This window comes from Pseudomonas silensiensis, from assembly GCF_050434865.1.
Lineage (GTDB): Bacteria > Pseudomonadota > Gammaproteobacteria > Pseudomonadales > Pseudomonadaceae > Aquipseudomonas > Aquipseudomonas fluorescens_W.
Map to the genome: position 1 here is coordinate 304,940 of NZ_JBNDJH010000007.1, position 12,725 is coordinate 317,664.

General features: G+C 60.8%; 9 protein-coding genes. 8 read left to right on the plus strand and 1 reads right to left on the minus strand.

Annotated elements, in window-relative coordinates:
- The first annotated feature begins 27 nt into the window (after positions 1–27).
- The 7 genes from pepP to gcvH all read left to right on the plus strand — a co-directional run bounded on the left by pepP (position 28) and on the right by gcvH (position 8,384).
- On the plus strand, positions 28–1,362 hold the full coding sequence (gene pepP, locus QF010_RS13460) for a Xaa-Pro aminopeptidase (RefSeq protein ID WP_033060624.1): 1,335 nt from the start codon (positions 28–30) through the stop codon (positions 1,360–1,362).
- Positions 1,359–2,546, plus strand: a complete 1,188-nt coding sequence (ubiH, locus tag QF010_RS13465) for a 2-octaprenyl-6-methoxyphenyl hydroxylase (RefSeq protein ID WP_033060622.1) — start codon at positions 1,359–1,361, stop codon at positions 2,544–2,546. The genes pepP and ubiH overlap by 4 nt, the downstream gene beginning before the upstream one ends.
- Positions 2,547–2,612: 66 nt before the next feature.
- Positions 2,613–3,830 carry a 2-octaprenyl-3-methyl-6-methoxy-1,4-benzoquinol hydroxylase gene (locus tag QF010_RS13470; protein ID WP_429533282.1) on the plus strand — a complete coding sequence of 406 codons (1,218 nt, stop codon included), beginning with the start codon at positions 2,613–2,615 and terminating at the stop codon, positions 3,828–3,830.
- A 118-nt stretch (positions 3,831–3,948) separates the two neighbouring features.
- The gene (locus QF010_RS13475; RefSeq protein WP_033060618.1) at positions 3,949–4,953 is read left to right on the plus strand and encodes an extracellular solute-binding protein; all 1,005 of its coding nucleotides are present in this window, start codon (positions 3,949–3,951) and stop codon (positions 4,951–4,953) included.
- A gap of 142 nt (positions 4,954–5,095) precedes the next feature.
- Positions 5,096–6,712, plus strand: a complete 1,617-nt coding sequence (locus tag QF010_RS13480) for an ABC transporter permease (protein WP_429533276.1) — start codon at positions 5,096–5,098, stop codon at positions 6,710–6,712.
- A 156-nt stretch (positions 6,713–6,868) separates the two neighbouring features.
- Positions 6,869–7,951, plus strand: coding sequence for a glycine cleavage system aminomethyltransferase GcvT (gene gcvT / locus QF010_RS13485; protein ID WP_033060616.1), 1,083 nt, complete (start codon positions 6,869–6,871; stop codon positions 7,949–7,951).
- Positions 7,952–8,000: 49 nt separating this feature from the next.
- Entirely contained in the window at positions 8,001–8,384 is a 384-nt protein-coding gene (gene gcvH, locus QF010_RS13490; protein ID WP_033060614.1) for a glycine cleavage system protein GcvH, read from the plus strand.
- 52 nt (positions 8,385–8,436) lie between these two features.
- Here the strand turns inward: gcvH and QF010_RS13495 are convergent, their stop codons facing one another.
- Positions 8,437–9,576 carry a DegT/DnrJ/EryC1/StrS family aminotransferase gene (locus tag QF010_RS13495; RefSeq protein ID WP_429533277.1) on the minus strand — a complete coding sequence of 380 codons (1,140 nt, stop codon included), beginning with the start codon at positions 9,574–9,576 and terminating at the stop codon, positions 8,437–8,439.
- A gap of 153 nt (positions 9,577–9,729) precedes the next feature.
- On the opposite strand from QF010_RS13495, the gene gcvP reads away from it, so the two are divergent.
- The gene (gcvP, locus tag QF010_RS13500) at positions 9,730–12,603 is read left to right on the plus strand and encodes an aminomethyl-transferring glycine dehydrogenase (RefSeq protein ID WP_429533278.1); all 2,874 of its coding nucleotides are present in this window, start codon (positions 9,730–9,732) and stop codon (positions 12,601–12,603) included.
- The last annotated feature ends 122 nt before the right edge of the window (positions 12,604–12,725 follow it).

Sequence of the window (12,725 nt, forward strand, 5' to 3'; positions counted from 1 at the left end):
TCGCGTGCCAGGGAAAGCCATCTGCCCATGATTCATATCCCGAAATCGGAATACAGCCGTCGCCGCAAGGCCCTGATGGCGCAGATGGAACCCAACAGTATCGCCATCCTGCCCGCCGCCGCCGTTGCGATCCGCAACCGCGACGTCGAGCACGTTTACCGTCAGGACAGCGACTTCCAGTACCTCAGCGGTTTTCCCGAGCCCCAGGCGGTCATCGTTTTGATGCCTGGGCGCTTGCATGGCGAATACATACTGTTCTGCCGTGAACGCAACGCCGAGCGAGAGTTGTGGGACGGCTTGCGCGCCGGGCAGGAAGGCGCGATTCGCGACTTTGGCGCCGACGACGCCTTCCCCATCACTGACATCGACGACATCCTGCCGGGCCTGATCGAAGGTCGCGACCGGGTGTATTCGGCCATGGGCAGCAACCCGGAATTCGACCGGCACCTGATGGACTGGATCAACGTGATCCGCTCTAAAGCGCACCTCGGCGCCCAGCCGCCGAACGAATTCGTTGCCCTGGATCATCTGCTTCACGACATGCGCCTGTATAAATCGGCGGCAGAAGTGAAGGTGATGCGCGAAGCCGCACGGATTTCCGCCCAGGCGCACATCCGCGCGATGCAGGCCTGCCGTGCGGGGTTGCATGAGTTCAGTCTCGAAGCCGAGCTCGACTACGAGTTCCGCAAAGGCGGGGCGAAAATGCCGGCCTACGGTTCGATCGTCGCCGCCGGGCGCAACAGCTGCATCCTGCATTACCAGCAGAATGACGCGGTGCTCAAGGACGGCGACCTGGTGTTGATCGATGCCGGTTGCGAGATCGACTGCTATGCCAGCGACATCACCCGCACCTGGCCGGTCAACGGTAAGTATTCAGCGGAACAGAAGGCGATCTACGAGTTGGTGCTGGCGTCGCAAGAAGCTGCATTTGCGGAAATCGCCCCGGACAAACACTGGAATCAAGCCCACGAAGCTACAGTCCGGGTGATTACTGCCGGGTTGGTGAAGTTGGGCTTGTTGCAGGGCGACGTCGACGAGTTGATCGCCAGCGAAGCCTATAAAGCGTTTTACATGCACCGCGCCGGCCATTGGCTGGGCATGGATGTGCATGATGTCGGCGAATACAAGGTCGGCGGCGAATGGCGCGTGCTGGAAGTCGGCATGGCGCTGACCGTGGAACCGGGCATCTACATTGCCCCGGGCAACCAGAACGTGGCGAAGAAATGGCGCGGCATTGGCGTGCGCATCGAGGACGACGTAGTGGTCACCAAAACCGGCTGTGAAATCCTGACCAAAGGCGTACCGAAAACGGTCGCCGAGATCGAGGCCTTGATGGCCGCCGCGCGGACGCAAGCGGCATGAGTCGAGTCAATCTGGCAATCATCGGTGGTGGTCTGGTCGGTGCCAGCCTGGCGTTGGCACTGCAGGCCGGAGCCAAGGCTCGTGGCTGGAAGATCGTGCTGATCGAACCGTTCGCCCCTGGCGACACTTATCAACCGAGCTACGACGCCCGTTCTTCGGCGTTGTCCTACGGCGCCAAGCAGATTTATCAACGGTTGGGCGTGTGGCAGGAAATCTCCCGCCGTGCCGAGCCGATCAAGCAGATTCATGTGTCCGACCGTGGGCGCTTCTCCACCGCGCGATTGTCGGCGATGGAAGAGGGCGTTCCGGCGCTGGGTTATGTGGTGGAAAACGCCTGGCTCGGCCAATGCCTCTGGCAGGGGCTGGACAAGGACGTGATCAGCTGGCGTTGCCCGGCGGAAGTCACGCGCATGGAGCCGCTGATCGATGGCTACCGCCTGACCCTCAACGACGAAACCACTCTGGAATGCGATCTTGCGGTACTCGCCGATGGCGGCCGTTCCGGCCTGCGCGAGCAATTGGGGATCGGCATCAAAAAACGCCCGTACAACCAGAGCGCGTTGATTGCCAACATCACGCCGAGTGAAGCGCACAACGGCATGGCCTTCGAGCGTTTCACCGATGACGGGCCGATGGCCTTGTTGCCGTTGCCGGAAAACCGCTGCGCGCTGGTCTGGACTCGATTGGGCATGGACGCTCAACGGCTGGCGGCCCTCGATGAAAAGAGCTTCCTCAGCGAGTTGCAAGGCGTGTTCGGTTATCGTCTCGGCACTTTGAAGCAGGTTGGCGCGCGGCATTTGTACCCGCTGACATTGATCGAGGCCGAAGAGCAGGTGCGTCCGCATCTGGCGATACTCGGCAATGCTGCCCACAGCTTGCACCCGATTGCAGGGCAAGGTTTCAACCTGTCCTTGCGTGATGCTCAAGCGCTGGCCGATGCGTTGCTGGCCAGCGAAACATCTCCCGGTGATTTTGCGACCTTACAGGCTTACCGCGAGCGTCAGCGTCTGGATCAGAACCTGACCGTGGGCTTCTCCGATCAGGTCACCCGTTTGTTCGGCAGCACTCAACCGCTGGTTTCCCTGGGCCGCAACATCGGTCTGCTCGGTCTCGATCTGCTGCCGCCGGCCAAACGCTGGTTCGCCCGGCAAGCCATGGGTTTGGGTACGCGTCCCGATGCTTAAGTGGCGGTCGGAAAATCCTTTTATAAGCGGCTCAAGCCGCAAGCGAGACAGGCTTAAAGCATGGAAATGCGCGCAGATCTGCTGATTGTCGGGGCCGGAATGGTCGGCAGCGCCCTGGCGCTGGCGTTGCAGGACAGCGGGCTGGAAGTCCTGCTGCTGGACGGCAGCCCGATGAGCGTCAAACCCTTCGATGCCCAGGCGTCGTTCGAGTCGCGAGTGAGCGCCTTATCGGCTGCCAGCCAGCGGATTCTTGAACGTCTGGGCGTCTGGGACGGCATCGCCAATCGGCGCAGCAGCCCCTACACCGACATGCACGTTTGGGACGGCAGCGGCACCGGGAAAATTCATTTCTCTGCGGCCAGTGTGCATGCCGACGTGCTGGGGCATATCGTCGAGAACCGCGTGGTTCAGGACGCCTTGCTCGACCGCTTGCACGACTGCGATCTCGGAATGTTGGCCAACGCGCGCCTGGAGCAAATGCGTCGCTCCGGCGATGACTGGCTGCTGACCCTGGCCGATGGTCGCACCTTGCGTGCACCTTTGGTGATCGCAGCGGATGGCGCTAATTCCGCCGTTCGGCGTCTGACCGGCATGGCGACGCGCGAGTGGGACTATATGCACCACGCGATTGTCACCAGCGTGCGCAGCACCAAACCTCACCAACTGACCGCGTGGCAGCGTTTCACCGACAACGGTCCGCTGGCGTTTCTGCCGCTTGAGCGTGACGGTCAGCAGGATTGGTGTTCGATCGTCTGGTCGACCACGCCGAGCGAAGCCGAACGCCTGATGGCGCTGGACGACGAGGGTTTCTGCAAAGAGCTGGAGCGGGCCTTCGAAGGCCGACTTGGCACCGTGCTCAGCGCCGACCCGCGTTTGTGCGTGCCACTGCGGCAGCGTCATGCCAAGCGTTATGTGGCTGAAGGATTGGCGTTGATCGGTGATGCGGCCCACACCATTCACCCATTGGCCGGGCAGGGCGTGAACCTTGGTTTTCTCGATGCGGCCGTGCTGGCCGAAGTGCTGTTGCAAGCGGCCACGCGTGGTGAGCGTCTGGCGGATGTGAAAGTGCTCAGCCGTTACGAACGTCGGCGCATGCCCCACAACCTGGCGTTGATGGCGGCGATGGAAGGCTTCGAGCGTCTGTTCCAGGCCGATCCGTTGCCGGTGCGCTGGTTGCGCAATGCCGGGTTGAAGATGGTCGACCAGATGCCCGAAGCCAAGGCGCTGTTTGTGCGTGAGGCACTGGGATTGACCGGGGATTTGCCGGCACTCGCCAAGGCCTGAGTCACCCTTGCAGGGCTGCGCGCAACATCTGGTAACGCCTCCGCGAACTGTTCGATTGAGAAGCTAAATGTGAGTCCATATCATTTGGCTTCAATTTTTCAATCGAGAGATCGCTCCCATGTTGGTACCGAAGCGTCTACTGACCGCACTCGCCCTGACCCTGATTGGCAGCACCGCAGCCCAGGCCGCTGACGAGGTGGTGGTTTACTCCTCGCGTATCGACGAGCTGATCAAGCCGGTCTTCGATGCCTACACCGCGAAAACCGGCGTGCAGGTGAAGTTCATCACCGACAAGGAAGCGCCGCTGATGCAGCGGATCAAGGCCGAGGGCGAGAACGCCACCGCGGATCTGCTGCTGACCGTCGATGCCGGCAACCTCTGGCAGGCCGAGCAAATGGGCATCCTGCAACCGTTCACCTCCAAGGTGATCGACGCGAACATCCCGCTGCAATACCGCTCCTCCGCCCATGCCTGGACTGGCCTGAGCCTGCGGGCGCGGACCATCGCTTACTCCACCGATCGGGTGAAACCCGGCGAGTTGACCACCTACGAAGGTCTGGCCGACAAGAACTGGGAAGGCCGCCTGTGCCTGCGCACAGCGAAGAAGGTCTACAACCAGTCACTGACCGCCACGATGATCGAAGTCCACGGCGCCGAAAAAACCGAGAAGATTCTCAAGGGCTGGGTGAGTAACCTGTCCACCGACGTGTTCTCGGATGACATCGCGGTGCTGGAGGCCATCAACGCGGGTCAATGCGACGTCGGCATCGTCAACACGTACTACTACGGTCGTCTGCACAAGCAGAAGCCTGACCTGGCGGTGAAGTTGTTCTGGCCGAACCAGGGCGACCGTGGCGTGCACGTGAACCTGTCGGGCATCGGCCTGACCAAACATGCTCCACACCCGGAAGCGGCCAAGGCCTTGGTGGAATGGATGACCACACCTGAAGCGCAGAAGATCTTTGCTGACGTGAACCAGGAATTCCCGGCCAACCCTGCGGTTCAGCCTTCTGCAGAAGTGGCGAGCTGGGGCAAGTTTGTGGCTGATACGCTGCCGGTGGAAATCGCAGGCAAGCGTCAGGCTGAAGCGATTCGCATGATGGATCGGGCTGGCTGGAACTAAAGATCAAGAGATCGCAGCCTCGTTTCACTCGACAGCTCCTACATTGGGATGGCGTGCCCATGTAGGAGCTGTCGAGTGAAACGAGGCTGCGATCTTTTTGCGTTATCCCTACACGTCACCATTTATCCGCGAGAGACCTTTCTTGGCCCACCCCGCCCAACGCCGCTGGTATCCCCTGATCTTCGCCATCGCTGCGCTGGTCCTGCTGCCACTTAGCGTTTTGCTGTTGTCATGGCAAACCATCGATCATCAGATCTGGTCCCACCTCTGGGATACCCAGATGCCGCGTCTGCTGGGCAATACCCTGACCCTGGTGCTCGGCGTCGGTATCGGCGTGACGCTCTTGGGTGTGAGCCTGGCCTGGCTTACCAGTCTCTGCGAATTCCCCGGTCGGCGTTGGCTGGACTGGGCGCTGATGCTGCCCTTCGCCATTCCCGCCTACGTGCTGGCATTCGTCTTCGTCGGCCTGCTGGATTTCGCCGGCCCCGTGCAAACCCTGTTGCGCGAATGGTTCGGCACCGGCCTCAGGCTGCCGCGCGTGCGCTCCACCGGTGGTGTGATTCTGGTCCTGGTGCTGGTCTTTTATCCCTACGTTTACCTGTTGGCGCGAACCGCGTTCCTGGCTCAGGGCAAAGGCTTGATGGAAGCGGCGCGAGTCCTGGGGCAATCCCCGTGGCAAGCGTTCTGGCGAGTCGCGTTGCCCATGGCGCGCCCGGCCATCGGCGCTGGCGTGGCGCTGGCGCTGATGGAAACCCTGGCGGATTTCGGCGCTGTGTCGGTGTTCAACTTCGACACGTTCACGACCGCCATCTACAAGACCTGGTACGGATTTTTCAGCCTCTCCAGTGCTGCGCAACTGGCCAGCCTGTTGCTGCTGGTGGTGATGGTCGTGCTGTACGGCGAGCGCCGTGCTCGCGGGGCCAACCGGGCGAGCAACGAACGACCACGGGTCAAGGCGCTGTATCACCTGCGCGGTTTCAAGGCGCTGGCGGCCATGAGTTGGTGCGGTCTGGTGTTCGCCTGCGCTTTCGTCATTCCAGTGCTTCAACTGGTGGTGTGGTTCTGGCAGCGCGGGCGCTTCGACCTGGATGAGCGTTACGCGGGGTTGATCGTCCATACGTTGTACCTGGGCGGCATGGCGGCGCTGATCACCGTCAGTGTTGCTTTAGTGCTGGCATTTGCCCGGCGCCTGGCCCCGACCCGAGCGATCCGCACCGGTATCAGCCTGGCCAACCTCGGCTACGCCTTGCCGGGCTCCGTGCTGGCGGTGTCGATCATGCTGGCGTTCAGTTACCTGGACCGCGAACTGGTGATCCCGTTGTCGGGTTGGTTGGGGGGCGCCGGCAAGCCATTGCTGCTGGGCAGTTTGTCGGCGTTGTTGTTGGCCTATCTGGTGCGTTTCATTGCGGTGGCTTATGGGCCGCTGGAAAGCAGTCTGGCGCGAATACGGCCATCTTTGCCCGAAGCGGCACGTAGCCTTGGCGTCAGTGGGCCACGACTGTTTTTCAAAGTGTATCTGCCGTTATTGCTGCCAGGAACGTTGAGCGCTGCGTTGCTGGTGTTCGTCGATGTGCTCAAGGAAATGCCCGCGACCCTTCTGATGCGCCCGTTTGGCTGGGACACGCTGGCGGTACGGATCTTCGAAATGACCAGCGAAGGTGAGTGGGCGAGGGCCTCGTTGCCGGCCTTGACTTTGGTTTTGGTCGGCCTGCTACCGGTCATCGGATTGATTCGACGTTCAGCGCATCGAAACGCCTAGGTGCCAGTCCTACACCTTGAGGCTACAATGCGCGGCATTCGGTGCGGTCCGTCCTACAGACCAGGTAGCTGAAATCGGCTGAAAGCCTTCTATTTCAAGGCTTTCACCCCGTGCAGCACCGGCCCGCACCTTCGCCACGCCCGGAAGGAGAAACCCATGGGACAGCGCACGCCTCTGTATGACCTTCATCTCGCCCTTGGCGCGAAGATGGTCGATTTTGGCGGTTGGGATATGCCTTTGCATTACGGCTCGCAGGTCGAGGAACACCATCAGGTGCGCCGCGATTGCGGGGTTTTCGATGTGTCCCACATGACCGTGATCGATGTCAGCGGCCCTCAGGCCAAGGCCTGGCTCCAGCATTTGCTGGCCAATGACGTCGAACGTCTGCACAGCCCTGGCCGTGCCTTGTACAGCACCATGCTCAACGAGCGCGGCGGCATCGTCGACGACATGATCGTCTACCGTCTCGATGACGGTTATCGTCTGGTGGTCAACGCCTCCACCCGTAATCAGGACCTCGCCTGGATGCAGGCTCACCTCGATGGTTTCGATGTGCAGCTCAACGAGCGCTCCGAGTTGGCGATGCTGGCCATTCAAGGTCCCCAGGCCCGGCACAAAATCTCCGAACTGGTGAGCCAGTCCCGTGGCAACCTGATTCAGATGCTCAAGCCCTTCGAAGGCCAGCCCGATGGTGACTGGTTCATCGCGCGCACGGGTTACACCGGCGAAGATGGCCTGGAAATCGTTCTGCCGGCCAATCAGGCGCCAGGATTCTTTAACGATCTGGTGGGCGCGGGCATCTCGCCGATCGGTCTCGGCGCGCGCGATACGCTGCGGGTCGAAGCCGGCATGAACCTCTACGGTCAGGACATTCATCAAGACGTTTCACCACTGGCCTCCAACATGGCCTGGAGCATTGCGTGGGAACCGGCCACTCGCCAGTTCATCGGTCGCAGCGCTCTTGAAGCCGAACAGGCGGGTGGCGTGCAGCACAAACTGGTCGGTCTGGTCCTTGAGGAGCGTGGAGTTTTGCGCGCTCATCAAGTGGTCCGCATCGCCAATGTTGGCGAAGGGGAGATCACCAGTGGTAGTTTCTCTCCTACGCTTAGCAAGTCGATAGCACTGGCGCGCGTGCCGATGGCGACAGCCGACCGCGCAGAAGTGGAAATCCGTGGCAAGTGGTACCCGGTTCGAGTGGTCAAACCGACCTTCGTACGCCATGGCAAAACCTTGATCTAACCTTTCTGGCGGGCAACGACCGCTGACAATTCTCTTGAGGACACAGAACATGAGCGATATTCCTGCCGACCTGCGTTTTGCCGAAAGTCACGAGTGGGCCCGTCTCGAAGCCGATGGCACCGTCACCGTGGGCATCAGCGATCACGCTCAGGAAGCCTTGGGCGACGTGGTGTTCGTTGAGCTGACCGAAGTCGGAACAGTCTTTGCTGCCGGTGATCAATCCGGTGTGGTTGAGTCGGTTAAAGCTGCTTCGGATATCTACTCCCCGGTTGCCGGTGAAGTGATTGCCATCAACGAAGAACTGAGCGCTAACCCTGAGTTGCTCAACTCCGACCCGTACGGCGCCTGGATCTTCAAGCTCAAGCCAAGCAACGCTGGCGATCTGGACAAGCTGCTCGACGCGGCAGGCTACAAAGCCGCTATCGGCGAATAATCTTCGCCCTGCGAAATCCATGTGGGAGCGAGCAAGCCCGCTCCCACAGGTTTTATGGCTTTAGAACGGCTTTGACCGCTGCTACCGAACGCTCAACATCCGCTTTAGTCATGGCGGTAAACATCGGCAGCGAAACAATCAGGCGACCGACCCGTTCGGCCACCGGGAACATGCCCTCCTTGAACCCGCGCTCGCGGTAAAGGCTCAGCAGGTGAATCGGCGGATAGTGATAGCCGATGCCGATACCCAATGCCTGCATCTGCTCCATGAAGGTAGCCCGTGCCGGTTGGCCATCTTTACGCTCAGGCAGTACCAGCTGAAACAAATGCCAGTTGCTGTTCTCGAAATCCGCCGGGGGTAGTTGAGCCCCGTACTGCGCTTCGAAATCCTCACCAAAACAAGCGAAATAGTGCCTGGCCAGTTCACGGCGATGAGCAGTGATTGCTTCGATGTGAGCAAACTGCCCCAGACCGATGGCCGCCGCAACGTCGGTCATGTTGAACTTGCCGCCCAGTACATCAACGTCTAGTCCATCGAAGCCGCTACGGGTCACGCCCTGTAAACGGTACTTTTGCGCCAGTCGCACTTCCTCGGCATTGTTCAATACCAGACAACCGCCCTCTGACGAGGTGACGTTTTTGTTCGCCTGGAAACTGAAGGACACGAAATCGCCGGTCGAGCCAATGCGCTGGCCGTTCCAGCTCGAACCCAAGGCTTGCGCGGCGTCTTCGACAATCCGCACCCCGTGCTTTTTGGCGATCGCATACAACCGGCTCATGTTCACCGGCAAACCGGCGAGGTACACCGGAATGATCGCTTTGGTGCGCGGGGTGATTGCCGCTTCCAGCTGATCCAGGTTGATGTTGCGGGTAATCGGGTCGATGTCGGCAAACACCGGCGTGGCGCCGACTTCCAGAATGACGTTGGCGGTGGCCACCCAGGAAATCGGCGTGGTGATCACTTCATCGCCCGGTCCGACCCCGGCAATGCGCAGGGCGATTTCCATGGTGCAGGTGCCGGAATTGAACGTGAGTACCGGGCGCCCACCAAAAAACTCCGAGAGTTGTTGTTCAAAGGCCTGGACCTTGGGGCCGCTGGTAATCCAGCCCGAGCGCAACACGTCGCCAACCGCGGCAATCGTCGCTTCGTCGATGGTGGGTTTGGAGAAAGGCAGGAAAGGCAGTTGATTCATGAGTTCAGAACCCGATCAGCGGTTATTAGGTGTGCGCCGAGCATGATGATCCGGATTGATCGACGGCGCCACGCCATCCGCTCGGGTATCGACTGCTATGCTGGTTTGACCGTGTTGCATCGACGTTGAGCGCCAGTCAAGAGAGAGCCCGTCATGTCCCAGTTGCCGTCCTTGAGCCAGTTACGCGACCCCAATGCCTTCCTTCGCCGCCACCTCGGGCCCGATGCCGCCGAGCAACAGGCGATGCTCGACAGCCTCGGCCTGGGCAGCCGGGTCGAGTTGATCGAGCAGACGGTGCCGCCGGGAATCCGCCTGAACAGGCCGCTCGACCTGCCACCCGCGCTCGACGAAGAAGCCGCGCTGGCCAAACTGCGCGGTTACGCCGAGCAAAACCAGGTCTGGACCAGCCTGATCGGCATGGGCTACCACGGCACCCTCACGCCGACCGTCATTGTGCGCAACGTGTTGGAAAATCCCGGTTGGTACACCGCGTACACGCCCTATCAACCCGAGATCGCCCAAGGGCGACTCGAAGCGCTGCTGAACTTCCAGCAGTTGACCATCGACCTCACGGGCCTGGAACTGGCCAACGCCTCGCTGCTGGACGAAGCCACGGCGGCGGCGGAAGCCATGGCACTGGCCAAGCGGGTCGCCAAGTCCAGGAGCAATCTGTTCTTCGTCGACGAAAACTGTCATCCGCAGACCATTTCCGTGGTGCAGACCCGGGCAGAAGGGTTCGGCTTCGAGCTGATCATCGACGCTGTGGATAACTTGAAACAGCACCAGGTGTTCGGCGCGCTCCTGCAATATCCCGATACCCACGGCGAGATCCACGATCTTCGTCCCTTGATCGATCATCTGCATGCGCAGCAAGCCCTGGCGTGTGTCGCCACCGACCTGCTGAGTCTGCTGTTACTGACGCCGCCGGGGGAGTTGGGCGCCGACGTGGTGTTCGGTTCATCCCAGCGTTTCGGCGTGCCCATGGGTTACGGCGGGCCTCACGCGGCGTTTTTTGCCAGTCGCGATGAATACAAACGGGCGATTCCCGGGCGGATCATCGGCGTGTCGAAGGACGCTCGCGGCAACGTCGCTTTGCGCATGGCCCTGCAAACCCGCGAGCAACATATCCGCCGGGAGAAGGCTAACTCGAACATTTGCACCGCTCAGGTGCTGCTGGCCAACATTGCCAGTTTCTATGCGGTCTACCACGGTCCGGAAGGGCTCAAACGCATTGCCCAACGCGTCCATCGGCTGACCTGCATCCTCGCCGCTGGTCTGGAGCGCCACGGCATCACCCGCCTTAATAAACATTTTTTCGACACGCTGACGCTGGAGGTCGGTGGCACTCAGACGGCAATCATCGAAAGTGCCCAGGCTGCACAGATCAACCTGCGCATTCTCGGGCGCGGGCAGTTGGGGCTGAGCCTCGACGAGACCTCTGACGAATCCACCGTCGCGAAGTTGTTTGATGTGTTCCTCGGGTCCGATCATGGGCTCAACGTCGACGAACTGGACGCTGAAACCCTTGCTTCCGGCATTCCCGCAGGTCTGCTGCGTACCTCGCCTTACCTGCGTCACCCGGTGTTCAGCGCCCATCACAGCGAAACCGAGATGCTGCGCTACCTCAAGCAACTGGAAAACAAGGACCTGGCGCTCAATCAATCGATGATCCCGCTGGGCTCCTGCACCATGAAGCTCAACGCCACCAGCGAGATGATCCCCATCACATGGCCGCAGTTCGCCAACCTGCACCCGTTTGTGCCGAAGGAGCAGGCGGTGGGTTATTCGCTGATGATCGAAGAATTGGAGCGTTGGCTCTGCGCGATTACCGGTTTCGACGCGATCTGCATGCAACCCAACTCCGGCGCCCAAGGCGAGTACGCCGGGTTGCTGGCGATCCGCAAATATCACGAGAGTCGTCATGAGGGCGCGCGGGATATCTGCCTGATCCCGTCCTCGGCCCACGGCACCAACCCGGCGTCGGCGCAGATGGCCGGGATGCGGGTGGTGATCGTCGAATGCGACGAGGCGGGCAACGTTGATCTGGATGACCTCAAAGGCAAAGCCGCAGAGGCCGGTGACAAACTCGCCTGCCTGATGGCGACGTATCCTTCGACCCACGGCGTATACGAGGAAGGCATCAGCGAAATTTGCGAAGTTATCCACAGCCACGGCGGCCAGGTGTACATGGATGGCGCCAACCTCAACGCTCAGGTCGGACTGGCGCGCCCGGCGGACATTGGTGCCGACGTGTCCCACATGAACTTGCACAAGACTTTCTGCATTCCACATGGCGGCGGCGGGCCGGGCATGGGGCCGATTGGTGTGCGGGCGCATCTGGCACCGTTCGTGGCCAATCACCCGGTGGTACCGATCGACGGACCGCTGGCGCAGAACGGCGCAGTCAGCGCGGCGCCTTGGGGCAGTGCGAGCATTCTGCCGATCAGCTGGATGTACATTGCGATGATGGGGCCGCAGCTGGCAGATGCCAGCGAGGTGGCGATCCTTGCCGCGAATTATCTGGCGCAGCACTTGTCCGGGGCGTTTCCGGTGCTTTACACCGGGCGCAACGAGCGGGTGGCTCACGAATGCATTCTTGATCTGCGGCCACTCAAGGTGCTGACCGGGATCAGCGAGGAGGACGTCGCCAAGCGGCTGATGGACTATGGCTTCCATGCGCCGACCATGTCGTTTCCGGTGCCGGGGACGTTGATGGTTGAACCCACCGAAAGTGAATCGAAGGCAGAGCTGGACCGGTTTATCGGGGCGATGCTGAGTATCCGCGCGGAAATCACCGAGGTGCAAAACGGCAACTGGCCGGCCGATGACAACCCGCTGAAACGCTCACCGCATACCCTGGCGGATATCACCGGGGTTTGGGAACGGCCCTACAGCATCGAGCAGGCGGTTACGCCGGATGCTCACACCAAGGCGCATAAGTACTGGCCGGTGGTGAACCGGGTGGACAATGTTTACGGTGACCGCAATCTGTTCTGTGCGTGTGTCCCGGTAGATGATTACCGCTGACAGCGGTTTTGCAGCGGGCAAAAAAATGGTTCTTCACGGATTACCGGGAAAGACGCTCTTGATCTTCATGAAAAAGAATTCGCTATCCCTGTAGCCGTACGCCATCCGTTTGATGACTTTGA